The 26,468-nt window shown below is 44.7% G+C and carries 23 protein-coding genes; 16 read left to right on the top strand and 7 right to left on the bottom strand.

Features of this window, described 5'->3' with window-relative positions; genetic code table 11:
- The first annotated feature begins 61 nt into the window (after nt 1–61).
- Nucleotides 62–820 (top strand): uridine phosphorylase, encoded by a 759-nt coding sequence (udp, locus tag R7E42_RS08545; RefSeq protein WP_005378479.1) that lies wholly within the window; start codon nt 62–64, stop codon nt 818–820.
- Nucleotides 821–977: 157 nt separating this feature from the next.
- Here the strand turns inward: udp and R7E42_RS08550 are convergent, their stop codons facing one another.
- Both R7E42_RS08550 and R7E42_RS08555 read right to left on the bottom strand, forming a co-directional pair.
- Complete coding sequence (locus R7E42_RS08550) at nt 978–2,138, bottom strand: DUF1887 family protein (protein ID WP_005378476.1); 1,161 nt, start codon at nt 2,136–2,138, stop codon at nt 978–980.
- A 163-nt stretch (nt 2,139–2,301) separates the two neighbouring features.
- Entirely contained in the window at nt 2,302–4,293 is a 1,992-nt protein-coding gene (locus tag R7E42_RS08555; RefSeq protein WP_005378474.1) for a methyl-accepting chemotaxis protein, read from the bottom strand.
- A gap of 269 nt (nt 4,294–4,562) precedes the next feature.
- Between R7E42_RS08555 and hinT the strand changes: the two genes are divergently transcribed.
- The 7 genes from hinT (at nt 4,563) to R7E42_RS08590 (ending at nt 10,776) form a co-directional block, all read left to right on the top strand.
- Nucleotides 4,563–4,913, top strand: coding sequence for a purine nucleoside phosphoramidase (gene hinT, locus R7E42_RS08560; RefSeq protein WP_005378473.1), 351 nt, complete (start codon nt 4,563–4,565; stop codon nt 4,911–4,913).
- 69 nt (nt 4,914–4,982) lie between these two features.
- Nucleotides 4,983–6,380 (top strand): COG3014 family protein, encoded by a 1,398-nt coding sequence (locus R7E42_RS08565; protein ID WP_025766940.1) that lies wholly within the window; start codon nt 4,983–4,985, stop codon nt 6,378–6,380.
- Complete coding sequence (locus R7E42_RS08570; protein WP_005378469.1) at nt 6,380–6,772, top strand: YcfL family protein; 393 nt, start codon at nt 6,380–6,382, stop codon at nt 6,770–6,772. The genes R7E42_RS08565 and R7E42_RS08570 overlap by 1 nt, the downstream gene beginning before the upstream one ends.
- Nucleotides 6,773–6,838: 66 nt before the next feature.
- Entirely contained in the window at nt 6,839–7,429 is a 591-nt protein-coding gene (lpoB, locus tag R7E42_RS08575; protein WP_005378467.1) for a penicillin-binding protein activator LpoB, read from the top strand.
- A gap of 24 nt (nt 7,430–7,453) precedes the next feature.
- A complete protein-coding gene (thiK, locus tag R7E42_RS08580) occupies nt 7,454–8,335 on the top strand; it encodes a thiamine kinase (RefSeq protein WP_318070486.1) in 882 nt (293 codons plus the stop codon).
- 75 nt (nt 8,336–8,410) lie between these two features.
- Entirely contained in the window at nt 8,411–8,953 is a 543-nt protein-coding gene (gene ycfP, locus R7E42_RS08585; protein ID WP_005378464.1) for an alpha/beta hydrolase YcfP, read from the top strand.
- A 533-nt stretch (nt 8,954–9,486) separates the two neighbouring features.
- Nucleotides 9,487–10,776 (top strand): NAD(P)/FAD-dependent oxidoreductase, encoded by a 1,290-nt coding sequence (locus tag R7E42_RS08590; RefSeq protein WP_005378463.1) that lies wholly within the window; start codon nt 9,487–9,489, stop codon nt 10,774–10,776.
- Between the two features lie 76 nt (nt 10,777–10,852).
- Here R7E42_RS08590 and R7E42_RS08595 read toward each other — a convergent pair whose 3' ends face one another.
- The 4 genes from R7E42_RS08595 to R7E42_RS08610 all read right to left on the bottom strand — a co-directional run bounded on the left by R7E42_RS08595 (nt 10,853) and on the right by R7E42_RS08610 (nt 16,379).
- Nucleotides 10,853–11,401, bottom strand: a complete 549-nt coding sequence (locus R7E42_RS08595) for a GNAT family N-acetyltransferase (protein ID WP_005387823.1) — start codon at nt 11,399–11,401, stop codon at nt 10,853–10,855.
- A gap of 160 nt (nt 11,402–11,561) precedes the next feature.
- Entirely contained in the window at nt 11,562–12,335 is a 774-nt protein-coding gene (locus R7E42_RS08600) for a peptidoglycan binding protein CsiV (protein WP_005387825.1), read from the bottom strand.
- Nucleotides 12,336–12,342: 7 nt separating this feature from the next.
- Nucleotides 12,343–15,804: a transcription-repair coupling factor gene (gene mfd, locus R7E42_RS08605; RefSeq protein ID WP_132936528.1), complete on the bottom strand. Its 3,462-nt coding sequence runs from the start codon at nt 15,802–15,804 to the stop codon at nt 12,343–12,345.
- Nucleotides 15,805–15,809: 5 nt separating this feature from the next.
- Nucleotides 15,810–16,379, bottom strand: a complete 570-nt coding sequence (locus R7E42_RS08610; RefSeq protein ID WP_318072583.1) for a PilZ domain-containing protein — start codon at nt 16,377–16,379, stop codon at nt 15,810–15,812.
- 248 nt (nt 16,380–16,627) lie between these two features.
- Between R7E42_RS08610 and lolC the strand changes: the two genes are divergently transcribed.
- The 3 genes from lolC to lolE are packed head-to-tail and all read left to right on the top strand — an operon-like array spanning nt 16,628 to nt 19,783.
- Nucleotides 16,628–17,836, top strand: a complete 1,209-nt coding sequence (gene lolC, locus R7E42_RS08615) for a lipoprotein-releasing ABC transporter permease subunit LolC (RefSeq protein WP_031778997.1) — start codon at nt 16,628–16,630, stop codon at nt 17,834–17,836.
- Nucleotides 17,829–18,536, top strand: a complete 708-nt coding sequence (gene lolD, locus R7E42_RS08620; RefSeq protein ID WP_005378457.1) for a lipoprotein-releasing ABC transporter ATP-binding protein LolD — start codon at nt 17,829–17,831, stop codon at nt 18,534–18,536. Before lolC ends, lolD begins: the two co-directional genes overlap by 8 nt.
- Nucleotides 18,537–18,538: 2 nt before the next feature.
- A complete protein-coding gene (gene lolE / locus R7E42_RS08625; protein ID WP_086046604.1) occupies nt 18,539–19,783 on the top strand; it encodes a lipoprotein-releasing ABC transporter permease subunit LolE in 1,245 nt (414 codons plus the stop codon).
- 148 nt (nt 19,784–19,931) lie between these two features.
- Here the strand turns inward: lolE and R7E42_RS08630 are convergent, their stop codons facing one another.
- Nucleotides 19,932–20,441 (bottom strand): DUF2062 domain-containing protein, encoded by a 510-nt coding sequence (locus tag R7E42_RS08630; protein ID WP_005387834.1) that lies wholly within the window; start codon nt 20,439–20,441, stop codon nt 19,932–19,934.
- An 8-nt stretch (nt 20,442–20,449) separates the two neighbouring features.
- Here R7E42_RS08630 and R7E42_RS08635 point away from each other — a divergent pair, with 8 nt between their 5' ends.
- From R7E42_RS08635 to kdsB, 5 genes are read left to right on the top strand one after another with little or no spacing between them, the layout of a single operon-like run.
- On the top strand, nt 20,450–22,705 hold the full coding sequence (locus R7E42_RS08635; protein WP_318072584.1) for a DNA internalization-related competence protein ComEC/Rec2: 2,256 nt from the start codon (nt 20,450–20,452) through the stop codon (nt 22,703–22,705).
- Between the two features lie 31 nt (nt 22,706–22,736).
- Nucleotides 22,737–24,485 carry a lipid A ABC transporter ATP-binding protein/permease MsbA gene (gene msbA / locus R7E42_RS08640; RefSeq protein WP_054575458.1) on the top strand — a complete coding sequence of 583 codons (1,749 nt, stop codon included), beginning with the start codon at nt 22,737–22,739 and terminating at the stop codon, nt 24,483–24,485.
- Between the two features lie 5 nt (nt 24,486–24,490).
- On the top strand, nt 24,491–25,498 hold the full coding sequence (gene lpxK / locus R7E42_RS08645; RefSeq protein WP_017820019.1) for a tetraacyldisaccharide 4'-kinase: 1,008 nt from the start codon (nt 24,491–24,493) through the stop codon (nt 25,496–25,498).
- On the top strand, nt 25,479–25,658 hold the full coding sequence (locus R7E42_RS08650; protein WP_005378451.1) for a Trm112 family protein: 180 nt from the start codon (nt 25,479–25,481) through the stop codon (nt 25,656–25,658). Before lpxK ends, R7E42_RS08650 begins: the two co-directional genes overlap by 20 nt.
- On the top strand, nt 25,658–26,413 hold the full coding sequence (gene kdsB / locus R7E42_RS08655) for a 3-deoxy-manno-octulosonate cytidylyltransferase (protein ID WP_017820020.1): 756 nt from the start codon (nt 25,658–25,660) through the stop codon (nt 26,411–26,413). Before R7E42_RS08650 ends, kdsB begins: the two co-directional genes overlap by 1 nt.
- Nucleotides 26,414–26,468 lie beyond the last annotated feature (55 nt).

The raw sequence follows: 26,468 nt of genomic DNA on the forward strand, positions 1-26,468 counted from the left end.
TACCCAATAACTGATTAATGAGCTTATTGTTCATAAAATAAGCCACAATAAGGAGCGACTTATGTCTCAAGCTGTATTCCATTTAGGTGTTACTGAAGCTGATCTTAATGGTGCGACTCTAGCGATCATTCCTGGTGACCCAGCGCGTGTTCAAAAAATCGCAGAACAAATGGAAAATCCAGTATTTCTAGCAAGCCATCGTGAATACACGCTATACCGTGCAGAGCTAGACGGTAAACCTGTTGTGGTTTGTTCTACAGGTATTGGTGGTCCTTCTACCTCTATCGCAGTTGAGGAATTGGCACAGCTTGGTGTTCGTACTTTCCTACGTGTTGGTACAACGGGTGCAATTCAACCACATGTAAACGTGGGTGACATGATCGTAACGACGGGGTCAGTTCGTCTTGACGGTGCGAGCCTACACTTTGCTCCTATGGAATTCCCAGCAGTTGCTGATTTTGAAGTAGCAACCGCAATGAAAGCAGCGGTAGAAGAGTCTGGCGCTACAGTTCACATGGGTGTGACTGCATCAAGCGACACGTTCTACCCTGGTCAAGAACGTTACGATACGTTCTCTGGTCGTGTTGTTAAGCGTTTCCAAGGCTCTATGCAAGAATGGCAAGACATGGGCGTACTTAACTTCGAGATGGAGTCTGCAACACTGCTAACAATGTGTGCGAGCTCTGGTTTAAAAGCGGGTTGTGTGGCTGGTGTTATCATCAACCGTACACAAAAAGAGATTCCAGATCATTCAACTCTGAAAGAAACGGAAGCGCGTTCAATTAAAGTGGTTGTAGAAGCAGCGCGTAAAATGCTTTAAGCCGCTATAGTTGGCATTTAAACAAACAGAAAAAACCAGAGGCTAACCTCTGGTTTTTTTCTACTTATAGAAAGGCGTACAGCTAAAATTTAGGTATAAAAAAAGCAGCATTAATGCTGCTTTTTATCGTTGTGAATTTTAGCTTTTCTTAATGGCACTAGATCTCGTCTGAACCGCCCGCGTCTTTAAACCAAGCCGTTAAGTGCGTTCTTAAATCTTTAAGCTCATCAGGGCCAATCAGGGCTAGCCCTAAGTCTTCAGCACGAGTAATGTCATTGTGACGAAGAGGACGGAAGCTCACCAACATTGCGCGCGCTTGTAAGCCACCTAATAGATCGCGAAGCGATTCTAACTTATATAAAGTATCGTCGCCGTCATCTCTCATGCCTTTGGTTTTGCACTCGATGATGTGCAGCTTGTTGTTTACAACTGTTGCGACATCTAACTCATTGCGTACTTCACTTTCACCAAGTTTGCGATAAACCTGAACATTTAACGATCGATCTTGGATCGTCGGCATGGTGTCTTGGATTTGCTTCACGGTGCTGTGAACCAAAGTCTCTAACCACTCACCGTTTGAAAAGCGTCGAGCATCTTCATCTGCAAACGTTAAAACGCCATTCTCATAGGTGGCGATTTCAGCTTCTACTAAATCTGAAAGCAACATGTTGAGCTCACGGTAGCCCTGCTGTTTTTCGGAGAGCTCGACATCAAGCTTTTGTTCTTTGCGGCATGTGGTTGCAAGGTAGTTAAGTGTTGCTAGACCTGGCCCAAGCTCAAGCGCATTTGAGGCCCATCGTTCACCAAGTTCATACAATTTTTTATCAAGAAGAGGTGGTAAATCAACGTGGTGAAACTCGCCGCGTGCACCAAAGATAGTGAGGTAATCTGCAATCGTAATGTGATCTTCGACTTGGGTATCTTCTTTGCCATCAGGGTATAACCAACAAAGCTTATCGCTACTAGGCTCAACCACAAAAATTGGCCAGCGATAGGTACGGAAAACTTCGTACACCGACAACAAGCGATGACGAAGACCACAGCTCGCGTTCAATTTTACATCTTCGCCGCGTTCATGGAGGTCTTTTGCCAGTTTTTGAATTGCTTGTTTGATCAGAGATGTATTAACAGCGGATGGAATTTCAAAAAATTCAGAAGTAATTTCTCGTTGATCTAAAACGGCACTCAGTCGGTCAAATATATCTAACTGGCTCTTGTCTCCGATGAAGACGATATGTGTGCTTAGCGTACGATTATCTAATAGAGGAGTGACCAATCTCACTGGGTCTTGGTCGATAATACCAACATGAACAGCCATAGATTTTCCTTTTTATGAGGCCGCTCGAAAAGAGTTGTGCAAGGGGATGAGCTGGCCTTATTAATCATATGTAGACATGGCCGACAAAAAACAAGGGCGACTTAACAAAAAGTCGCCCTTATACAGTTGATTGCACTAATTAATGCTCTTAATTATAAAGTATTTATAACTTAAAGCGGTGGACCAATTCATTTTGCTGATGAGCCAAGTGGGTCAGTGATTCACTGGTTTGTGCGATACTCGACATGGCTTGGAAACTTTCATCGGCGATGCTGTTGATATCTTCAATACTGCGAGCAATGTCTGTTGATGTTTCACTTTGCTCTGCTGCTGCTTGTGAAATGTGCGTACTCATTTGGCTGATCTCAATGATTAGCGCCTGGATCTCTTCCATTGAGCTGTTCGCTTTTGACGCTTGCTCAACCGACATCTCCATATCGCTCATACAGCTTTGTATTACTTGGTTTGCTGATTGTGAGCTAGATTGCAGATTACTGATCATGGATTCAATTTCAGTGGTTGATTGAGTCGTTCTTGATGCGAGTACTCGTACTTCATCTGCCACTACCGCGAAGCCGCGACCTTGTTCACCAGCACGAGCTGCTTCAATTGCCGCGTTCAATGCCAGTAGGTTGGTTTGCTCCGCAATGTTGCGGATCACATCAAGGATAGACCCAATTTGACCACTCATTTTTTGTAGCTCAGAAACTGCGGAAACCGATTCGTTCAAACGTGTTTCTAGTTGATTAATGGTTGAGATATTACTGCTCATAACATTTCTACCTTCTTCAGAGGCAGATTCGACGCGTTGCACCATTTCTAACGAGCCTTGCGCACTTTGCGCGACTTCCTGCACTGAATGAGACATTTCTGTCATCGCGGTAGCGACGTTTGCTGTTTGTTCGCGTTGAGAGCTCAATTTAATTTGTGCTTGCGAAGAGGTGCGTTCGTTGGTTGTCGCGGTTGACGATAGGTTTTCTGACGCTTCGTTGAGTTTCACCAAGATCTCGTGAAGGTTGTCGGCGAGTGAGTTAATGTGTCCACTCACACGGCTGAATTCGTTGTTATAGCGAATGTCGATACGCTGTGTCATATCACCTTCAGTCAGGCTTTCTAACACTTTTAGAATACGAGTCAACGGTTCGCGAACGCTTTGTGCGATGTGGTAGCCAATCGCTGTCGCGAGTAAAACGACAATAACGCCAATGATGATGGCTTTCGTTACACCCGCCGAATATATGTCACCTGCGTCTGCCAATGATTCATTGAGCTTATCTGTTGCGGTTGTCGTGAATTGCTCAAGAATCGCCATGGTTGAATCCACTTTATTTGCTAGGTTGGCGATATTGTTATACAAAGCGGCGCGAGCATTGAGGTAATTATTATGTTGGTCTAGCACACCGCCACGCATACCAACGTCACGAGTAAATTGCTCTACAGATTCGCCAAAAGCTTTTTCTAGCTCAGGAAGCTGAGTCACCAACCCGCGGAATGCGTAATTCAAGTGCGTTACTGCTTTGCGGTTTTTAGCTACGGCTTGCGTAACAAACTCAGGGTTGGAACTGGCGAGGGCATCAGAGGTAATTACTTCGGCATCTTTTAACTTGATAAAGTAGCTCTTTGCCATGACTTTGACAGAAATGCTGGTTTGATCTGCCACATATTCTTTAAGACCAACCGAAAGTTCGGTATTCAGTTTTTGGAAGCGGCGTGAGGATTTTTGCACTTCTTCTTGAGCCGCAAACATTGCTTCGTAGTTGTCCATGGCCTCTAGAGCTTCTGTAAAATAGCTCTGCTCTAACGTTTTTAACTGTGAAAACGGTTCGGCAAGAGAAGGGTAGATTTGGCTTGCGGTTTTCAGTTGAGCCAATGTGGATTCGAAGCGCTGTTGAGATCTAGCAAATTCCTGACGCATTTCATCCATGCGTTGTTTATTCTCTGTCGTCAGGAAGTCTTTAAATGATTTGTCGGCAGAAAGCAGCTCAACACTGGTTTGATTAGATAACGATACCAACGGTAGGGATGATTTAGAAACCGTGCCAAATTTTCCGTGAATATCACTCATTCCTCCCATCATAATGGCAATTGTGACGGCAAATAGGATGATGATCAGTGCAAAGCCGGCATACATCCTTTTAATAACTGAACCTCGCATAAGTGAGCTTCCTCTCCCAAAAATAGACAAGCTACCCAAGCATTTTTGAGTTTACTTGGGTATAAAAATAATAATTGTCTTAAAAAAGTAACAAAATTCATTGGATTGTATTCAGTTTGTGACGCGCATTTTATGACGCACACGACAAAAAAAGCCTCGTTAATTAGCATTTGATTAATAATGTTAAGTGAACACTGTTTTTATTGAGCTCCGCTTTTGGTTGGCGCATACTAATTGGGGTCTAATTACGTTTATAAAATGGAGTCCTCATGGCGGAAGAAACGATCTTTAGTAAAATTATTCGCAAGGAAATCCCTGCCGATATCCTTTATCAAGATGATTTGGTGACTGCGTTTCGCGACATTAACCCTCGCACACCAAGCCATATTCTCATTATTCCGAATAAACTGATCCCAACAACGAATGATGTAGAAGCTGAAGATGAAGCAATGATGGGGCGTTTGTTCACTGTTGCTAGAAAGTTAGCGAAAGAAGAAGGTATTGCTGAAGACGGCTATCGCCTGATCGTTAATTGTAATCCACATGGTGGCCAAGAGGTTTACCATATTCACATGCACCTACTAGGCGGCCGCCCTCTAGGTCCAATGGTATTGAGCTAAGCTTTTAAAAGTGGGTGGTGATTCACCCACTTCTTTTTCCTGTCGAATGACACATTTGTGGAGATAAATGTGAAACTAGGTGTAAAGCTGTTAGGGCTGATGAGCTGGGCTTTAATGGCCTCTGGCTGCGCGAATTTATCTGCGGGCAATCTGTTTAGCCATTACAGCAACCAGAATCAAGAAGTTTATCAAGCCGTTGTTGCAGGGGAATATGCCAAAGCAAAACAACTTCAATCAAGTGAAGTGGGTGGCGAGATACTTGGCAATTTTGAAAAAGGTCGTATCTCTTTTCTTGCTGAAGATTACCCAACAAGTTTAAATGCGCTAGAAAGCAGCGATCGTGCTGTACGTGTTCAACAAGATCGTGCGACGATATCTGTGTCAGACACGGCAACGAGCGTCGGCTCTCTCGCAGTGAACGACAATCTCCAAGACTATCATCCCGCCGATTACGAACTTGGCTTTTTGCACCTGTATCTAGGACTAAATTACTTACAGAAAAACGATTTAGAAGGGGCACTAGTTGAAGTGCGTCGAGCTAATCAAGTTCAGGAAGCAGCAAGAAAGGCGCGTGAAAAAGAGCTAAAAGCAGCAGAGAAAGACCTTAACAAGCAAGGCATGTCTGCCAATTTAGGCAGTGTGTTAGCGAACTACCCTGATGCTGGTAAAAAACTAAGCGCGGTACAAAATGGTTATCTGTTCTATCTTTCTGGCTTGTTATATGAAGCGTCGCGAGACTTAAACAGTGCTTATGTTGATTACCGACGAGCACTCGCTGTAATGCCAGACAACAAGCAAGTTGTGGAAAGCACCTTATACGCTGCTAAGAAGCTGGGCATGCGTGAAGACTTGCGCATGCTAGAGAAGCGGTATGGTAAAGCACCTTCTGGATTAACTCAGTCACAAGGGCGAGTCATCGTTATTGATGAGCAGGGTGTTGTTGAGGCGATGAAAGGGTGGCGTATTGATTTACCAATTTACGACAGTCGCGATAATGGCGCGATTTATTCGTTGGCGCTTCCTTATTATCAGAACCGAGGTGCTCAACGTTTTAGCGATGTTGTTTTAAATGGTCAGGTATTGCCTTCCAGTACGCTGACTGATGTTAATGCGATGGCGCAAAACGATCTTAATGAACGTCTTACTACAATAGTGATCCGTCAAGCTCTTCGTGTTTGGGCAAAAGATCGAATCCGAAAAGAGGCGGCGAAAAAAGGCGATGATGTGGGCAACATACTTTTCAATGTATGGAACACATTGACCGAACAGCCAGATACGAGAAGTTGGCAAACATTGCCAGCGCAAGTGAAAACGGCTTCAAAAATCGTGAAACCGGGAACACAAAGTTTAAACTTGGGTGATCAAACCTATCAGTTTGAAGTGCCTGCACAGCAGACTACATTGGTATGGGTATCTCGTCAGGGAGCACACTCAACCGTGTGGCATAAACAGCTAGGGAGACTGTAATGAAAGCATGGCTTGTTTGTTTAGCAATGGCTATTGGTTTAGTTGGATGCGCCGAAAACACGGCTGGTATTCGAATTGATGGCCAAACGCAAAAAGTATTCTTTAATGATAACGTTTTAGGTAGTCGCTTATTAGTTGACAACATCACCACCACTTACGTTGATGATCGCCCACGAGGAGTCGTGCAGTTGAGTAGCAATTACAAAGGTGATCAGCACATTCTTTACCGATTTTATTGGTATGACAACAATGGTTTAGAAGTGAATACCAAACCTGGTCCGTGGCGAAAAATGATTGTGCGAGGATTTGAGCAAGTCACGTTATCTGAAGTTACTGTGAATCCAAATGGCACAAAATTCCGTGTGCAAATTAGAGAAGCACAAGACGATTAATCTTAACGGCTCTGCCGAAGCTGCCGCGCTAACGATGCGCTGGTATTGAAAAACTAAGGAACTCTCATGAAAAAAAGTATTATTGCTCTTTTAGGTCTTGCCGTCATTTTAGGTGGCTGTTCTAACAAAGTCTCTTACGGCGATGCGCAAGCAACAGAAACCACGACTATCGATTTTGGCTCAACAGATTTACAAAAAATCGCGGCTGAAATGGTGGATAGCATGATGATGTCGGGCTCTGTAGCAGCAATTACTCGTGACCAACGTCCTATCGTTTTTGTTGAGCGAATTAAGAACAAAACCAGTGAACATATTGACACTGAATCCATTACTGACACGATCTCTACTAAGATGTTGAACTCAGGTAAGTTCCGTTTTGTTGATATGGATCGTGTTGAGTCTGTGCGTGAACAACTTAACTTCCAAAATACGGATGAGCTTGTTAACCAAAGCACAGCGATCCAATTTGGTAAAATGGTTGGTGCTCAATACATGCTTTACGGCAACCTATCTAGCATTGTGAAAAATGCAGGTAGCGATAAAGATGTATACTACAAGATGACCATGCGCCTAATGGACCTAGAAACAGGTTTGATTGAGTGGGCGGATGAAACTGAAATTCGTAAAGCGCAATCTAAGAGCCTATTCGGTCTTTAATCGAACAGGGTGGAGAAGTCATCAATGGCATGGTTTTCTTGGCAACAAGCAAAACAGTTAGATCCGAGTCTTAAATCTCTCGATGGCTTCTTTACGGAGCCTCCGGTAAAAGTACAAACTGTTACCGGGGGGCTAACCAACCGCTGTTGGCGGTTGGAATCTTCTCAAGGCCTTGCATACATCTGGCGACCGACCAGTCATGTCTGCAAGGCTTTTTCAATTTCTCGTCACGGTGAATATCAAGTGCTGAATGCAGTCTCTTCATTGGAAATTGGCCCCAAGCCAGTTTTTATTCATGAGCAAGGGTTGCTGGTGGAATGGATAGAAGGAGAGGCACTGACGGAGTCAGGCTTAGCATTAAGCGATTTATTATCCATTGCGGCGAAGATTCATCAATATCCGATAAGCGCAATTCCTTTGGTTCCATTTTCATATATTTCTCGCATCGATCATTATTGGCTTGAGCTTGATGGTCAGTATGTGGGTACGGAGTTTGAGGCTTTGTACATGAAGTGGCGCACGGAACCGAACGTTGCACCTGTTCCGCTTGCCCTATGTCACTTCGATTTGGGGTGTTACAACCTAGTGCGAGGAGAGAGTGGGGTGAAAGTCATTGATTGGGAGTATGCCGGGATTGCTGACCCTAGGCTTGATTTGACCTTAACTATTCAGGTCGCGAATGCGCCTGTGGAAGAAGCGGTAAAGCAGTATTGCCAAATTCGAGGTATCGAAGATGTGTCTCTTTGGCTGAGAGGTGTACACGCTTGGCAACCAAGAACCTTGGTGATGGCGATGCTCTGGTATCTACTTGCCTATAAATTGTGGGGAGATGAACAATACTTAAACAGTGCGTATGAGTTGAAAGGCTCATTGTGTATGGAAGATCACTGTTTTGAGAACTCGTGATATTTTCCCCTTTAACAGTAAGGAAATAGTGGTAGTTTTAATAAAAGTACCAGATACACACAGGGAGAGGTACACATGATTATTTACTTACACGGCTTTGACAGTACAAGCCCGGGTAACCACGAAAAAGTTCTTCAACTGCAATTTATCGACGACGACGTTCGTTTTATCAATTACAGCACCCTTCACCCAAAGCACGACATGCAACACTTGTTAAAAGAAGTGTCTAAAGTTATCGATCAATCTGATGACCCAAACCCATTAATCTGCGGGGTTGGTTTAGGTGGTTACTGGTCTGAGCGAATTGGTTTTCTATGCGGTATCAAGCAAGTGATGTTCAACCCGAACTTGCACCCAGAAAAAACGATGGCTGGTCGAATCGATCGTCCAGAAGAGTACGAAGATATCGCAACAAAATGTGTTGATCAGTTCCGAGCGAAAAATCAAGCTCACTGCTTAGTGATTCTCTCTAAAGATGATGAAGTGCATGACAATTCGAAAACGGCAGCTGAGCTAGAAAAACACTATCAAATCATTTGGGATGAAACTCAGTCTCATAAGTTCAAAAAAATCTCTCATCATTTACAAGCTATAAAGGCATTTAAAAATACTTATTAATGTTGAGTGTAGACAGTAAAGCGGCGTTTTTATCGGCTGCTTTGCTGCGATTCCTTCTCTTGAGTATGCCGAGCCACTGTCTCTTTGAAAGGCACATTTTCTTGGTTTAACGCTTTGAATATTGTGTTCTCCTTACCGTTTTCTTACTTCCCTCCTATGTAGCACGAACACCTTGTTGTAGAGTAGTCGAAAAGTAGTCAATCCGTACTCGTTACACGGATTTTGGTTGCCTTCAAAGTTGGTCTCTATATAATGAACCGGACTAAAATAATTTGATAAATATCAAAAAAAATTGAGAGCGAGTAATAAACTTGCCCAAAAAATTCTGGCGTCGTATGCGTACCAGATAAACATGCCAAACCCTGACAAGTCATTGATAGATAAAGAATCAAGGTGAGTGGCAGTTTTTTAATCCAAGTAATTGAGACACCTCTAAGAACCAAGAATTCATCGGTTGGATGGATGCCACAAATATTTGTGAGTCATGCATCGAGCTGAACCCCATATATTCATTTTTGTAGAGGAAAATCATTGTGACACGCATTATCGTTGTAGGCGGCGGTGCAGGTGGTCTTGAGTTGGCAACTAAGCTTGGTCGAACTCTAGGTCGCAAAAACCGTGCGCAAATTACGCTAGTCGATCGAAAAGCGAGCCACTTGTGGAAGCCATTATTGCATGAGGTTGCTACAGGTTCTTTGGACGAAGGAGTAGATGCACTGAGCTATCGAGCTCATGCAAAAAACCACAGCTTCGACTTCCAAATGGGTAGCCTTCAAGACATCGACCGTGAACGTAAAGTGATCATCTTAAGTGAGCTTAAAGACGAACACGGTGAACTTCTTATGCCAAGCCGTGAGCTAGAATACGACATTCTAGTGATGGCGATTGGCTCGACATCAAACGACTTCAACACGCCTGGCGTTCGTGAAAACTGTATTTTCCTAGACAGCCCTGAGCAAGCACACCGTTTCCGTACAGAAATGAACAACGAGTTCCTAAAGCTGCACGCGAAAAACGGTAACGGTACGGTCGATATTGCGATTGTTGGTGCTGGTGCAACTGGCGTTGAACTATCAGCTGAGTTACATAATGCTGTTAAAGAGCTGCGCACTTATGGCTTCGGTGATCTTGATTCTAGCAAGTTGAACGTCAATCTGATTGAAGCAGGTGAGCGTATTTTACCAGCGTTACCTCCACGTATTTCTTCTGCTGCTCATCAAGAGTTGGTGAAGTTGGGCGTAAACGTGCGCACCGCCACTATGGTGACTAAAGCTGAAAAAGATGGCCTTACTACAAAAGATGGTGAGAAGATCCCAGCTCAAATCATGGTTTGGGCTGCGGGTATCAAAGCTCCAGACTTTATTAAAGATATCGCTGGCTTAGAAACGAACCGTATCAATCAGCTTGTAGTGAAAAACACACTACAGACAACACGAGATGATGACATCTTTGTTATTGGTGACTTAGCACAATGCACCCAGTCTGACGGTTCGTTCGTGCCGCCACGCGCTCAAGCTGCACACCAAATGGCAAGCCAGGCATTTAGTAACATCGTCGCGAAGATCAACGGGCGCGAGTTGAAAGACTACGTATATAAAGATCACGGTTCATTAGTGTCTCTAAGTCGCTTCTCAACCGTTGGTAGTCTGATGGGGAACCTAACTAAAGGGTCGATGATGGTAGAAGGCCGTATTGCTCGTGTCGTTTACATCTCATTGTATCGCATGCACCTAATGGCGTTGCACGGTGTATTCAAAACCGGTCTGATGATGCTCGTCGGCCGCATTAATCGCGTGCTGCGTCCAAACCTTAAGCTGCACTAAGGTTTTAAATCCACTCTGTGTGGATGTGTTGTATCTTAAAAAATGCAGAAGCCACCGCAAGTCGGTGGCTTTTTGTTTATGTTAGATCTGTCGGTAAAAGTGAGAACACAACGCCATCTTTAGGCTTACCCTGAAAAATAAACCGGTTTCTGGCGATGGCTTCTTTTTGTGCACCGACGGACTCAATTAAGGCTTGGCTAGCTTCGTTGTCGGGGTCACAAACAATCTCTAGTCGAGTTAAACTTAGCTTTGCGAAGCAGAATTCTGCTAAGGCTTTAACGGCTTCTTGGGCATAGCCTTGCCGTTGATAGCGGTCGGCAACCCAGTAACCAATACTCGCCATATTAAACGTATGATATAACTCATTAACCGCTGCCATTCCAACCAAAGTGTTACTTTGCCGCTCATAGATACCGAAACCAAAAGCCTCAGTTTTGACCCAGTTAAGACGGGTTGCCAACAGAAAGTCCTGCGCGGTTTTCAATGTGACGTTTTTATCACACCAATCAAGCCATTGGTGCAGCGAAGGGGATTCTGCAAGTAATCGTTGTAGTGAATGTGCTTCTTCAGCAGGGATGAGCTTGAGCGCTAAGCGGGGCGCAATGATTTCAAAGTCTGGACTCATGAACTAATACGACTTCCATGTTGAGTGTAAGTAAATTGAAAGCTGTCTATTTATACTTGAACGCAGCTATTTTCCTTGCTCTGCGTTGGTTAGGAATAATTGAGGTATAGCAGATAAAAACAAAGCGCAGCTTTGCTGCGCTTTGTCGAACCGCTCGTGCTTATCGAACCCGACGAACTTGAATGATCATACCCATCAACGGGTTATCTAGGTAATGAGTCTCGCTGCTACGCATACGACGTTTTTGATCCATTCGATAACTCTTCAGGAATTTCTCTTCGGTTACTGTCGGCGATATTTCTGCCAAGTTACCGACTTGGACGTTACCATCTACTTCACCTAAGTCATCCGCCAATTGCTCAGTTGAGGTTGGTTCAAAACGCACCTCTCTAACACTTGGTTCGCGCAGATCTAGTGTTGTTTCGGCGAAGAGGTAATGCTGTACGTATATTTGGAATCGACCATCTAGTTCATATAAAGGACCATTGACCGTCTCTTCACTGTAACCGTCGCTGGAAAATGTTTGATTGCTATTGCCATTGATTGGGCGGCCATCTGCTTGATAAGAATCAGAGAAATCTCGCCCGCCAACGATGCGGAAAATTGGGGCGCTAGATTTACCTCGGTCACCTTGACGCCAGGCTACGTGTTTAAGCACTTTAAAGCCGGCATGATTATTTAGTGCCGCTTCTTGCGCGTTGAGACGGAAAGAAGAACTTGGCAAAAGTGTCACGCCTTTAGAGCGGCGGTAGGATTCACTCTCTAGGCTACCGACATTTTCCATATCGATTTTTGGCAGTTGATTCGGCCAAGATTCTGTTGTGCTTTCAGCGTCGACTGCTCGCTTGAAAATGATCACTTCAATATCAAATTGGCGCTGTGCCCAAGAGGGCATTGAGACACATAGAAGCAATAACGGGATCAGTATTCTCATTCGACTATTAGCTCGTTGGTAATAAATTCTGTTTAAAATCATTCAGTAAGTCTTGAACAAACTGAATGCGTTTACGTCGGTCCACCAATGGTACGCTAAACTTGAACTTAGTTGGACCTTCCATTGCAAATTTTTGCGGCTGTGATTGCAGCAGTTTAACTAAATACGCTGGATTTATGTCAGCATCAGGGTAAAACTCGATAAATCCACCTTTATCATGGGCTTCTATCTTTTTCGCTTTTAAACTACCAGCCGAAATTTTCAATTCTGAGACGGCAAGTAAGTTCTTTGTTGCGTCTGGAAGCAGACCAAAGCGATCAATCAGTTCCACTTTTAGCTCTGATAGTTCATCACTGCTTGTGACACTCGCAATGCGTTTGTACATCGACAGTCGTGTGTTTACATCCGGAATGTAATCATCTGGTAAGAGCGCTGGGATTCGCATTTCCACTTCAGTTTGCTCACGAAGCAGCTCATCCAAAGATGGCTCCTTGCCTTCTTTTAATGCTTGCACTGCTTGTTCCAGCATTTCCATATAAAGTGTAAAACCAACGGATTGAATTTGCCCACTTTGCTCATCACCAAGCAGCTCACCAGCACCACGGATTTCTAAATCGTGGGTTGCTAACGTAAAGCCAGCACCTAAGTCTTCCAGTGAAGCAATCGCATCAAGACGCTTGATGGCATCTTTGGTCATGGCTTTTGGATGTGGCGTTAATAAGTAAGCATAGGCCTGATGGTGTGAACGTCCAACACGGCCACGCAATTGATGCAACTGCGCCAAGCCAAGATTGTCCGCACGATCCATGATTATGGTATTTGCCGTTGGTACGTCGATACCGGTTTCGATGATGGTTGTACACACCAACACATTAAAGCGCTGATGGTAGAAGTCATTCATGATTCGCTCAAGTTCGCGCTCGCGCATTTGACCATGAGCCACGGTAATGCGTGCCTCTGGGATGAGTTTCTGTAAGTCTTCTGCCGTTTTTTCAATGGTTTCAACCTGATTGTGCAGGAAGTAAACCTGACCACCACGCATAATTTCACGCAGTACCGCTTCACGGACCACTGGCTCTTCTTTTTGTCGAACAAAGGTTTTAATGGCTAAACGGCGTGCAGGAGGTGTAGCGATGATCGACAGGTCTCGCATGCCACTCATTGCCATATTCAGTGTGCGTGGAATTGGTGTTGCGGTGAGGGTAAGAATGTCCACATCCGCACGCATTGCTTTGACCTTTTCTTTTTGACGAACCCCGAAGCGGTGTTCCTCATCAACGATCAACAAACCTAAATCTTTGAATTTAATGTCGCTCGAAAGCAGCTTATGCGTACCAACGACAATATCGACTTTACCATCGGCAACGTCTTGCAAAATGACTTTTTGTTCTTTGGCAGATTTAAAACGAGACAGTACTTCAACTCGGATTGGTAAGTTGGCAAAACGGTCACGGAAGTTTTCGAAATGCTGCTGAGCAAGCAAGGTTGTTGGTACGAGTACGGCGACCTGTTTACTGTTATCCGTTGCGACAAATGCTGCGCGCATAGCGACTTCCGTTTTACCAAAGCCCACGTCACCACACACTAAGCGATCCATCGCTTTTGCTTGGCACATATCTGACAAGACAGCATTGATGGCCATCGCTTGGTCATCTGTTTCTTCAAACGGGAATGTTGCTTTAAATGTTGCGTATTGCCCACGATCTAGCTCAAATTTGAAGCCCGGTTTTAATTCTCGTTTTGCATACACATCCAGCAATTCTGCCGCGACATCACGCACTTTTTCTGCCGCTTTACGACGTGCTTTTGCCCACGCTTCACCACCTAATTTATGCAGTGGCGCACTCTCTTCAGCGCCGCCAGAATAACGGCTGATAAGATTCAGTGATGAAACTGGTACGTAGAGCTTGGCATCGTTTTGATACTCAAGGGTGACGTATTCCGTTTTCATGCCACCGGCTTCAAGTGTTTGTAAACCGATGTAGCGGCCAATACCGTGATCAATATGAACCACAGGTTGACCGGGTTTTAACTCCGCAAGGTGGCGAATAACGGTGTCACTGTTGACGGCTTTTTTATCTTTGCGGCGTCGCTGGATAACACGGTCACCGAGTAGATCACTTTCACAGATCAGAGCGAAGTTCAGCTCTTCGTGAATGAAACCATGCTCTGCTGCGCCTAAGATCAAGCTGAATCGATCACCCGAGTCTAGAGCTTGGTAAAGTGAGCCATGTACGACTGGCCGAACTTTGATGCCTTGCAACAGCTCCGTTAGTGCTTCACGACGACCTTCTGACTCTACCGAGAAAACGATTTTGCCGCTGAATTGCTCACTAAACTGACGAAGGCGCGAGAGCGGCTCTTTATTTTGTTGCTGAACGCCAAGCTCGGCTAACGATTGTACGGGTAGGTTTTGACGACCGGCACGCTTAACCACTTTATCTAGGCTCAATTGAGCGATAGGGAGCTGTTTTAGTTGACTGAAAAGTTCGTCTTTTTTCAACCAAAGCTGTTCAGGAGTCAAAAGAGGACGCAACGGATCAACTTTTTTCTGGTCGTATCGATATTCGACATCGGTTAAGAAAGTATCGACCGCAGATTCGATATCACCATATGTGATGACTTGAGAGTCTTCTGGCAAATATTCAAATAAAGTCTCGGTATGGTCAAAAAACAGCGGCTGCCAATACTCAATACCAGCGGGCCACGTGCCTTTGGTCACTTGCATGTAGATTGATTCAGGCTCGCGGCGTGCGTCGAACTGGGTGCGCCAACGTGTACGGAAATCTTCAATCGCTTCTTTAGTGGTTGGGAACTCATGTGCAGGCAGCAATTGGATTTGCTGAATATCGTCGATAGAGCGTTGGTTCTCTGGATCAAATGTGCGAATGGTATCTATTTCATCATCAAAGAAGTCGATGCGGTACGGGTCATTGCTGCCCATAGGAAAGAGATCCAGAATAGACCCACGACTTGCATATTCACCTGGCCCAAATACTTGATCTACATGGCGGTAGCCTGAATTTTCAAGTTGTACACGTAACTTCTCTAGCGAGATTCGATCACCAGTTTTCACCATTAAAGTGTGTTGCAACAAAAAATCACGTGGCGATTGGCGTTGCAATACTGTACTGACCGGGACGATGGTTATGCCATCACGTTGACTTGGCAGTTGGTATAGGCGTGCGATACGTTCAGAGATGATTTCTTGATGCGGAGAAAAGTTATCGTAAGGCAGCGTTTCCCAGTCGGGGAACAGGCTTACCGTTTGGTCGGTGAATTGCTCAATCTCTGCCTGAAGCTTTAAAGCAATTTGCGGGTCAGGCACAACGAGTAGCGAGTGACTCGAATGCTGTTTGGCCAGCTCTGCAATGGCTAGAGGTAGAGCTGCGCCCGGCAAATTACCTAGCTGTTTTTTGTCGCCACGCTCTGAAGGGTTGGTGACGGAAAGAATCGTTGCTTTTGTCATAGGAATTATTTTTTATCTCGCTCCATCGAGCGCTGACGTAAAAGTTTTTGTTGTTGATACAGTGCCGCCTTTATCAGTAAATCTTGATCAGATTCTCGGAGCATCTTGTATCTAAGCGTGATAATGAAATCTTGCTCTGAAGCATCACATTCTTCTACTTGAGCGTAACAGTAAATCGCCGCAGCAGGGTGATCGAGGAACAGTTTAACACGAACGAGTTGTTGAGTAGTTAACGCTGTATCTGAGCGGAAACTGAGTTGACTAGCACCAAACTGCGTCGTTTGATAGCGAATGGAGGCGTCATCTTGTTGTGAAAGCATAAAGCTCAACAAGAGGTTAAGTTTCGCGTTTTGCGTATCAAGCAAGTTGATCACATGCTTTAACTCTTTGTTTTTCAGCTCTAGACGCGCGTTGTCTGCCAACATATCTAAGTGACTAAATTCACAGGCGACAATAAATGGTGCTGGAATTTCGGAGACAAACGTTTCTTCATCTGGCAAAGCAAAGTCCGCACTCAACGTTTCGACGTTGATGGTGAGGTTATGATGGACGGTAAAGTATTCTTGCTCTGTCATATAGTCGATCCTTTTGCCAGCGAGCGCTCCTTGCTCACTCAACAAACAAAGAGAAATAGGGCACTGATTATCGCTAACTGAATGAAGTTATCAAGTTTAGCCGATTTGTCCTTGAACTTTTGCCCTAAATACAGACTTATTGCATGTCGTTGACAAATTTAGCGATTCTCTTGTCTTCTTAATGAGAAGAGTAAGGTAAGATAATCCGCTAAAGCTTTATATCAAAACAACCAGTTGGTTTGTCTTATATGTATCATCCTATCTCATTGTTTATTGGCTTAAGGTATCTTCGGGGACGCTCTGGAGATAGGTTCAGCCGATTTGTTTCTTATATGTCGACGGCGGGTATTACGATCGGTGTAATGGCGTTGGTGACGGTTCTTTCTGTGATGAACGGGTTTGAATCGCAGTTAAAAGAACGCATTTTAGGTGTGCTACCTCATGCCGTTGTTTCGCAACACGATGGAAAAACGCCTATGACCGAGTCTGCTCCTCCATTTGTTCAAGCGATGTCGAGTGAATCCCAGCCGGAGCCTATCGTTAGAGGAGAGGCTGTTATTCAGAGTTCTGCACAGCTGACGGCTGGTTACCTCATCGGTATTGAACCTAAGAAAGGCGATCCGATTAGCAACCATTTGATTGCCGGACGATTATCGTCACTTCAAGCAGGTGACTACAATGTATTTTTGGGTCACAGTTTGGCGCGTTCACTAAAGGTCTCAATCGGGGATAAAGTGCGCTTGATGGTGACCAACGCAACGCAGTTTACCCCACTTGGTCGTATTCCTAGCCAGCGAAACTTTACTGTCTCAGGCATTTTCAATACGGGATCGGACGTTGATGGTCAATTAATGATTGTGAACATGACGGATGCATCTAAGCTGATGCGTTTCCCTAAAGACACGGTTTCTGGTTGGCGTGTCTTTTTCTCTGACCCATTTATGGTGACGGATTTTGCTGACCAACCCATGCCTGATGGATGGGAATGGAGTGATTGGCGCGAACAGCGTGGTGAGCTTTTCCAAGCGGTGAAAATGGAAAAGAACATGATGGGACTTATGCTAGGTCTAATTGTGGGTGTCGCTGCATTCAATATTATCTCCGCTTTAATCATGGTGGTAATGGAGAAGCAATCAGAAGTCGCAATATTGAAAACTCAAGGCATGACTCAATCTCAAGTGATGACCATTTTCATGGTGCAAGGTGCAAGCAGTGGTGTAATTGGCGCGATTGTTGGTGGCGCTGCGGGCGTGATCTTGTCACTTAATCTAAATGCGATTCTTGAATCTGCTGGTGTGGCGCTATTCAGCTTTGGTGGTCATCTACCCATCTTGATTGATTCACTGCAAATTCTTTTAGTGGTGGTATTGGCGATTGCTCTTAGCCTTGCTGCTACGCTTTATCCTTCTTATCGAGCATCTTCTGTTAAACCTGCTGAGGCACTTCGCTATGAATAAGCTATTAGAATGTCGTGATATTCGTAAAGTCTACCGAGAGGGTTCGTTAGATACGGAAGTGTTGAAAGGCGTAAGTTTCGATATCGACAAAGGGGAGTTGGTTTCTATTGTTGGCTCTTCTGGTTCGGGAAAAAGTACCTTATTGCATATTTTAGGTGCGTTAGATGACGCAACTCATGGTGAAGTTGATTTTCTAGGGCAAAACCTATCAGCTTTGAGCTCGAACAAACAGGCGGCATTACGCAACAAGCACCTTGGTTTTGTATACCAGTTTCATCACTTGTTGGCTGACTTTACTGCGCTTGAAAATGTGGCGATGCCACTGATGATTGGCGGTGCTAAAGTAGCGGATGCAAAACAGGCGGCTAAAGCGCTGTTAGATAAAGTTGGTTTGAGTCATCGGATGCAACATAGACCCTCCGAGTTATCGGGCGGTGAGCGTCAGCGTGTTGCGATTGCGCGTGCATTGGTGAATAAACCTGATCTGGTCTTGGCTGATGAACCTACGGGGAACTTAGATCACAATACGGCACTGTCTATCTATGATTTGATGCGCGAGCTCAATAAAGAGTCAAACATTGCATTTTTGGTTGTCACGCATGACAAAGAGCTGGCAGCAAAAATGGATCGTCAAATGCACATGCAAGATGGTTTGCTCGTAGATCGTTTTGTGACTGATACAGCATCTGCGGAGGGCTAGTTTTGTTTACCTCTTTAGCTTTGATGATTGGTGGTCGCTTCAGTCGAGCGAAAAAGCGCAACAAGATGGTGTCTTTCATATCGCTTTCTTCGACCATTGGTATAGCGGTTGGCGTTGCTGTGATCATTATCGGTTTGTCTGCAATGAATGGCTTTGAGCGCGAGCTGCAATCGCGTGTGTTGTCTGTGATCCCACACGGCGAGTTAGAAGGTGTTAATGGACCACTTCATGACTACACCAAAACGATGAATCAAGCTCTAAAACATGAACATGTTGTCGCGGCAGCACCGTACGTTCGTTTTACGGGTTTGGCAGAAAAAGGCAGTAAGCTAAAAGCGATAGAAGTTCGTGGCGTAGAGCCTACTTTCGAGCAAGCGGTGTCGAGCTTGTCGAATTTTATTGACCAAGAAGCTTGGCAAAACTTTTATGCCGGTCAGCAGCAAGTGATCTTAGGCCGAGGTGTAGCAAACGAGCTAAATGTCGCCGTGGGGGATTACGTTACGTTAATGATTCCGCAAACAGGCGGCGCAAATAAAGTGCAGGCACCTAAGCGTGTGCGCGTGAAGGTGTCAGGGTTCTTAACGTTGAATGGCCAAATCGACCACTCTCTAGCGTTAGTACCATTAGCTGATGCGCAGCAATACGCGAGGTTAGGGGGAGGGGTCACAGGCATTTCACTAAAAACTGACGATGTTCTCAATGCGCCTTCTATTGTTCGCGAGGTTGGTAGCATGGTTGATGTTTACGTGTATTTGAAAAGCTGGCAGCAAAAGTTTGGTTTTTTGTATCGCGATATTCAGCTCGTGCGCACCATTATGTACTTGGTGATGGTACTGGTGATTGGCGTGGCATGTTTTAATATTGTGTCTACGTTGATGATGGCAGTGAAAGACCGAGCGGCGGAAATTGCAATTTTGCGAACAATGGGAGCAAAAGATAGCCTAATCAAACGGATCTTTGTTTGGCAAGGTGTATTCTCTGGTGTATTTGGTAGTCTCGTCGGCAGTGTTATCGGTGTCTTAGTGGCGTTAAACCTGACTCCGTTAATTAAAGGGTTAGAGAGCTTAATTGGTCATCAGTTTTTATCGGGTGATATTTACTTCGTCGACTTCTTACCATCACAACTACACTGGCCAGATGTGGCATTGGTGTCAGTGACGGCGATAGTGCTTAGTTTACTTGCGACGTGGTATCCTGCTTCGCGTGCCGCAAGGTTGAATCCGGCGGCTGTACTGAGTTCTAAATAGCGGATTGTTTTACAATATGCGAAAAACAAAAAGGACCGAATTCGGTCCTTTTTTGTATTTATCCGACTTGAGTAACATCGCGTTTCATTCTAACTGTTAGATGCCCCTCAACTGATAGCTCAAATGCTGATTTTTACGCAGTAAGGTCTTATCTTATTTTGCGTTTTTGCCAGCTCCGTACCACGGAGTAGCGCCAAAGCCCACGAATTCCGAAGTAGCCAATAATCGCGGATACAACCCCACAAATTGCGCAGCCCAATAGAAATGGAGGTCCAATGGTGCTCATTTGCTGCATGATGAATTCCCACGATAGTTCAAAGTGAAAAGGTTGCGGGGGAAGACGCATCACTAGAGCACCTAGCTTGTACGCAAAGTAAAATAGCACAGGCATAGTGATAGGATTGCTGATCCATACCAAAGCGACGGAGAGGGGCAGATTGACACCCAACATAATGGCCAAACCAGCGGCCATGATCATTTGGCTCGGCAGCGGAACAAAAGCCATAAATAACCCGACAGCAAAAGCCCCTGATGCCGAGCGGCGGTTTAAGCACCACAAGTTTGGGTTGTACAACACATTGCCGAAGACCTTCAATGCTTTTTGGCGTTTGATCAATTCATGATCTGGCATGAAGCGTTTTATCAGCTTTCTAGGCATAGGACAGCATGACTCTCTCAGAAAAAAGTTGGACCTTGGCGTTATTTGTAGCGAGCGTAATCTCGTCAGCTTGGTGGCCGACAATACCAGATTGGCGTTGGTTGCTGCTGGGAATAATAACCACTGGCTCAATAATCAAATTACGTCGTGGCTTAATTAGCATAGGCGCAATTGCGGGCTTTATGGTTGTCATCGTCCACGGCAATGTATTGGAGTCTCAGAGACAAGCCCTTTTTCAAGCAGGGGAGAATATTACCATAATTGGTAAAGTTGACAGCCCTTTTACGCAAATAAGTCACGGTTATGAAGGTATTGTCGCTATAGAAGCGGTAAATTCTCAAACTCTGTTACCTTTTCTTAAACCTAAAATCCGTCTTATTACGCCTTTTCCACTCGATGTTAACAGTGAGTTTACGACATCCATCTCGTTAAAGCCGATTATAGGTCTACGCAACGAAGCTGGCTTTGATGCTGAAAAGCACGCGATGGGTAAAAATATTATCGCCCGAGCGGTTGTTAACAAAGACGCTCAGTGGATTGTTCGTTCTAATGTATCTCTGCGTCAATCCATTATTGCCGATGTCGCTGATGATGTGTCTTCCCTTCATCATTTCTCGTTAATAAGTGCGTTAGTTTTTGCTGATCGTTCTTGGTTGTCTAAGGAAGATTGGCAAGCGCTCAGGGACAGTGGTTTACTGCATTTGGTCTCCATTTCTGGTTTACATATTGGTATGGCGTTTACTTTTGGGCTAGTCGTGGGCGGTACCGTTCGTTATCTATTACCCCAATACCAGTTGTTACCTAGCTTATATGGGCTGATCTTCGCTGTTGCCTACGCTTGGTTAGCGGATTTCTCTCTGCCTACTACGCGAGCAGTGTCGGTATGCGTTGTTTACGTTCTCCTGAAGTATACTCTGGTGCACTGGACTTCTTGGCGAGTTCTTTTGCTTGCAGTATCTCTACAACTGCTTGTCCAACCTTTTGCATCCTACAGTATGAGCTTTTGGTTATCGTACCTCTCCGTTTGTGCGGTATTGTTCGCAATTAATTTGATTCGACATCAAAGGGGAGGTTGGAAAGCGCGATTAAAAGCGTTATTGCTTACTCAATTGATGTTGAGCGCTTTAATCGTACCTGTTAGTGGCCATTTCTTCTCCGGTTTTAGTTTGTCCTCAATAGCCTACAACTTGGTATTTATTCCTTGGTTCGGATTTATCGTTGTACCCTTGATGTTTCTAGCCCTGTTCTCATCTTTGTTTCTTGAAATGATAGCGAAGCCTCTGTGGCATTTGGTGGACTGGTCATTACAGCCATTGAGCACGTCAATACAGTACGCAGTAGGTTCTTGGCAACCCATTAGCATGGAAATGACAATGCTGGTTATGGTGATAGTGGTTTGCTTAATATTTCAACGGTTCATGTCTCAGTACGCGTGGTATTTGTTACTCGGCATCGTTATTAGTATCAAGTTTGCAGCGGAGTATGAACCGCATTGGCGTATCGATGTATTAGATGTAGGTCATGGCCTTGCAGTGGTTGTAGAAAAAGACGACAAGGTGTTGCTGTATGACACTGGTAAAGCATGGCAAAGCGGCAGTATCGCAGAGCAGGTCGTCACTCCGGTTTTGCATCAACGAGGTTATGAAAGCATAGAGACACTGATTCTAAGCCATTTCGATAATGATCACGCAGGCGGCCGCTTTTTCATTGAAGATGCCTTTTCTCCACAACGTAAACGTAGTAGTCAATTCTTTATCGGATATGAGCCTTGCACTAGAGGCGACCAATGGAAATGGCAAGGATTAAAGATGGAAGTGCTCTGGCCTCCTGAACTTGTTCAACGTGCGTATAATCCGCACTCCTGTGTATTACGACTTACTGACCCTATTTCTAACTTTAGTATGCTTTTTACTGGTGATATTGAGGCCATTAGCGAGTGGATTTTGCTTAGAGAACCCGGAAAGTTACAAAGCGATGTGATGCTAGTCCCTCACCACGGGAGTAAAAGTTCATCGAATCCTCGATTTATCGAGGCGGTGAGCCCGAGTGTGGCGGTTGCTTCTTTAGCAAAAAACAATCGATGGGGAATGCCAGCGGAAAATGTCGTTGCTTCATACCGAAAGCTTGGCATTACTTGGCTTGATACTGGTGAGGGTGGTCAGGTAAGCTTCTTTATTCACCGTGATAATTGGCGCTCAGAAACCAAACGTAGCGATACATTTGAGCCTTGGTATAGGCAGATGCTGCGTAAGGGAGTAGAATGAGAGTCTTAATGTAAGAAAATAAAGCACTTCTATGTCGATAAATACTGATGAAACGACTTGGCAGACGTTTAAGCGTCTATGGCAATTTATTCGCCTTTATAAGTCAGGTCTTGTCGTTGCAGTCATTGCATTAGTTATTAATGCCATATCAGATACCTATATGATTTCCCTGCTAAAACCACTACTCGATGAAGGTTTTGGGAACGCTGAATCTGATTTTTTACGCACGCTTCCATTGATTATTTTTGCCATGATGTTCATCCGTGGCATAAGTGGATTTGTCTCCACCTACTGTTTGAGCTGGGTATCTGGCAACGTAGTTATGCAAGTCCGTCGCATGGTGTTCAATCACTTTATGCATATGCCAGTGTCTTACTTTGATAAGGAAAAGACGGGCAATTTATTGTCGCGTATAACCTACGACTCAGAGCAAGTGTCAGCGGCAACTAGCCAAGCGTTGGTGAGCATTGTCCGTGAAGGCGCAAGTATCATTGGTCTGTTAGTTTTGATGTTTTACAACAGCTGGCAATTGTCGCTAGTGCTGTTTGCTGTTGCTCCCGTTGTAGCATGGGGTATTGGTGTTGTTTCTAAACGTTTTAGAAAAATATCCAAAAATATGCAGACCATGATGGGTAACGTAACTGCATCAGCAGAGCAGATGCTGAAAGGCCATAAAGTTGTGTTGAGCTATGGCGGCCAAGACATCGAACGTAAACGATTTGAAAAAGTCAGCAACCAAATGCGTCAACAAAGCATGAAGTTGGTGACGGCTCAAGCGGCGGCTAACCCTATCATCCAAATGATTGCATCACTTGCAATTGTTGCCGTTCTTTATTTAGCAAGTATTGATTCGATTAAAGAGCAACTGACTCCAGGTACATTTACTGTTGTCTTCTCTGCAATGTTTGGTCTGATGCGCCCACTTAAAGCGCTGACTAACGTTACTTCTCAGTTCCAACGTGGTATGGCCGCGAGCCAAACGCTCTTCGCGTTAATTGACCTCGAGCCTGAGAAAAACGAAGGTAAGTTGACAGTTGAACGCGCAAATGGCGATGTTTCAGTTAAAAACGTAAGCTTTACTTACACTGGTGCAGAAAAACCAGCATTGGAAAATGTCAGCTTCGATATTCCAAGAGGAAAAACGGTGGCGCTAGTTGGCCGTTCTGGTTCAGGTAAAAGTACCATCGCGAACTTGTTCAACCGCTTCTATGATGTTGACAGTGGATCTATCACATTAGATGGGCATGATATTCGTGATTACGAGCTAAAGAATTTACGTCAGCAATTTGCACTAGTATCGCAAAATGTTCATTTGTTTAATGACACGATAGCAAACAATATTGCGTACGCAACGGATGGCCAATACGAGCGCAGTGATATCGAGAAAGCGGCAACACTCGCGCATGCGATGGAGTTCATCGGCAAAATGGATGATGGACTTGATACCATGATTGGTGAAAATGGTGCTAGCTTGTCTGGTGGTCAACGCCAACGTGTTGCGATTGCGCGAGCTCTATTGCGTGATGCTCCAGTGCTGATTCTTGATGAGGCAACTTCGGCTTTGGATACCGAATCCGAGCGAGCTATTCAAGCTGCACTTGATGAGCTGCAAAAAGATAAAACGGTACTTGTAATAGCGCACCGCTTATCCACAATCGAGAAAGCCGATGAAATTCTTGTGGTTGATGATGGTGCCATCATTGAACGTGGCAACCACGCTGAGCTTATTAAGAAAAATGGTGCGTATGCACAATTGCACCGTATTCAGTTTGGTGAATAAGCGCGGTGATTGAAAAAATCTGGTTTGAAAACCATCCAATAAAATACCTCTTGTGGCCGCTTTTGTGGCCACTGAGTTTATTATTTGGAACGATAAGCAAGTCAAAGCGAAAGCAATACCAAACTGGCCGCAAGCAAGCTTATAATGCGCCAATACCTGTTGTTGTGGTTGGCAATATCACTGCTGGTGGCAATGGTAAAACACCAGTTGTTGTGTGGCTTGTTGAGCAACTACAGCAAATGGGCTTTAAGCCGGGGGTTGTTTCTCGTGGTTATGGGGCAAAGGCTCCTGCCTATCCGTTAGTGCTAAAAGAAGATACGCCAGCGAAGCATTGTGGCGATGAACCTAAGTTGATTCATCGCCGTACAGGAGCACCTGTTGCGGTAGATCCTGTGCGTTCAAATGCAGTGAAAGCACTGCTAGATTTGGATGTGGATATCATAATTACGGATGATGGATTACAACATTATGCGTTAGGCCGTGATATTGAGTTAGTGATTGTGGATGGGAATCGCCGGTTTGGGAATGAAAGCCTGATTCCATTAGGTCCTTTACGTGAAGGTATTGAGCGACTTAAAGAAGTCGACTTTATCATCACCAATGGCGGTCAAGCGCATACGGGCGAAATCGCAATGGCTTTAGCACCCTCTAAAGCTATTAATCTTAAGACTAAGCAACATGTGGATGTCTCGGAGTTGAAAGATCTCGTCGCATTTGCGGGCATTGGGCATCCTCCGCGTTTTTTTCATACACTAAACTCGATGAACGCAGATGTTAAAGTCACAAAAGGTTTTGCTGACCATCAAGACTTTGATCAACAAGAATTAGAAGCATTGGCTCAACAAGGGACCAATGTGGTTATGACCGAGAAAGATGCCGTCAAGTGCAGCCATTATGCGCAAGATAATTGGTGGTATCTGCCTGTATCTGCCCAGTTTGAATCAAACGATGCAGAGCAAATTTTAAATAGAATAAAAGAGGTTAAAGCGGCTTATGGATCACCGTCTACTTGAGATTGTAGCTTGCCCTGTTTGCAAAGGTAAGCTGACGTACGATAAAGATAATCAAGAGTTGATCTGCAAATTGGATCGCCTTGCTTACCCGATCAAAGAGGGTATTCCAGTTCTGCTAGAGCCTGAAGCTCGCACTATGAGCATGGATGAGGGACGCTAATGTCTTTTACGGTTGTCATCCCCTCGCGCTACGCATCGAGCCGTTTGCCTGGTAAACCGCTAGCGGATATTGGTGGTAAGCCTATGGTTCAGTGGGTTTATGAACAAGCGCTACAAGCGGGTGCGGAAGATGTCATCGTTGCAACTGATGACGAGCGTGTTGCGAAAGCGGTTTCGTCATTTGGTGGTAAAGTTTGTATGACCTCTCCCCACCACGAATCAGGTACGGAGCGTCTTGCCGAAGTTGTTGAAAAGATGGCTATTCCGTCAGACCACATTATTGTTAATGTGCAAGGGGATGAGCCTTTGATTCCGCCGTCCATCATTCGTCAGGTTGCTGATAACTTATCTGGGTGTGAAGCCCCGATGGCGACGTTAGCTGTAGAAATAGACTCGGAAGAGGAAGTGTTCAACCCGAACGCTGTTAAAGTTGTCGCAGATGAGCAAGGCTATGCGTTGTACTTTAGTCGAGCAACCATCCCTTGGGATCGCGATAACTTTGCTAAACAAGACAAAACTATTGCCAACCCATTAATGCGTCATATTGGTATTTATGCTTATCGAGCTGGTTTCATTAATACGTATGTCAACTGGGCACCAAGTGCATTAGAGCAGATTGAGTGTCTTGAGCAACTGCGAGTGCTTTGGTACGGTGAAAAAATTCATGTGGCGGTAGCGAAAGAAGCACCAGCGGCAGGGGTTGATACGCCCGAAGACCTAGAAGCCGTGCGCGCGATTGTTGAGAAGCAAGCGTAACAAATGCTCATATAGATTTAAGAATAAACAAGGCTCCTGAATTAGGAGCCTTTTT

Source organism: Vibrio sp. Vb1337 (assembly GCF_033338715.1).
Lineage (GTDB): Bacteria > Pseudomonadota > Gammaproteobacteria > Enterobacterales > Vibrionaceae > Vibrio > Vibrio alginolyticus.

Excerpts from the sequence above, each read along its gene's own strand:
- udp (WP_005378479.1), top strand. The coding sequence starts at position 62 with ATGTCTCAAGCTGTATTCCATTTAGGTGTTACTGAAGCTGATCTTAAT.
- R7E42_RS08550 (WP_005378476.1), bottom strand. The coding sequence starts at position 2,138 with ATGGCTGTTCATGTTGGTATTATCGACCAAGACCCAGTGAGATTGGTC.
- R7E42_RS08555 (WP_005378474.1), bottom strand. The coding sequence starts at position 4,293 with ATGCGAGGTTCAGTTATTAAAAGGATGTATGCCGGCTTTGCACTGATC.
- hinT (WP_005378473.1), top strand. The coding sequence starts at position 4,563 with ATGGCGGAAGAAACGATCTTTAGTAAAATTATTCGCAAGGAAATCCCT.
- R7E42_RS08570 (WP_005378469.1), top strand. The coding sequence starts at position 6,380 with ATGAAAGCATGGCTTGTTTGTTTAGCAATGGCTATTGGTTTAGTTGGA.
- lpoB (WP_005378467.1), top strand. The coding sequence starts at position 6,839 with ATGAAAAAAAGTATTATTGCTCTTTTAGGTCTTGCCGTCATTTTAGGT.
- thiK (WP_318070486.1), top strand. The coding sequence starts at position 7,454 with ATGGCATGGTTTTCTTGGCAACAAGCAAAACAGTTAGATCCGAGTCTT.
- ycfP (WP_005378464.1), top strand. The coding sequence starts at position 8,411 with ATGATTATTTACTTACACGGCTTTGACAGTACAAGCCCGGGTAACCAC.
- R7E42_RS08595 (WP_005387823.1), bottom strand. The coding sequence starts at position 11,401 with ATGAGTCCAGACTTTGAAATCATTGCGCCCCGCTTAGCGCTCAAGCTC.
- R7E42_RS08600 (WP_005387825.1), bottom strand. The coding sequence starts at position 12,335 with ATGAGAATACTGATCCCGTTATTGCTTCTATGTGTCTCAATGCCCTCT.
- mfd (WP_132936528.1), bottom strand. The coding sequence starts at position 15,804 with ATGACAAAAGCAACGATTCTTTCCGTCACCAACCCTTCAGAGCGTGGC.
- R7E42_RS08610 (WP_318072583.1), bottom strand. The coding sequence starts at position 16,379 with ATGACAGAGCAAGAATACTTTACCGTCCATCATAACCTCACCATCAAC.
- lolC (WP_031778997.1), top strand. The coding sequence starts at position 16,628 with ATGTATCATCCTATCTCATTGTTTATTGGCTTAAGGTATCTTCGGGGA.
- lolD (WP_005378457.1), top strand. The coding sequence starts at position 17,829 with ATGAATAAGCTATTAGAATGTCGTGATATTCGTAAAGTCTACCGAGAG.
- R7E42_RS08630 (WP_005387834.1), bottom strand. The coding sequence starts at position 20,441 with ATGCCTAGAAAGCTGATAAAACGCTTCATGCCAGATCATGAATTGATC.
- R7E42_RS08635 (WP_318072584.1), top strand. The coding sequence starts at position 20,450 with ATGACTCTCTCAGAAAAAAGTTGGACCTTGGCGTTATTTGTAGCGAGC.
- msbA (WP_054575458.1), top strand. The coding sequence starts at position 22,737 with ATGTCGATAAATACTGATGAAACGACTTGGCAGACGTTTAAGCGTCTA.
- R7E42_RS08650 (WP_005378451.1), top strand. The coding sequence starts at position 25,479 with ATGGATCACCGTCTACTTGAGATTGTAGCTTGCCCTGTTTGCAAAGGT.
- kdsB (WP_017820020.1), top strand. The coding sequence starts at position 25,658 with ATGTCTTTTACGGTTGTCATCCCCTCGCGCTACGCATCGAGCCGTTTG.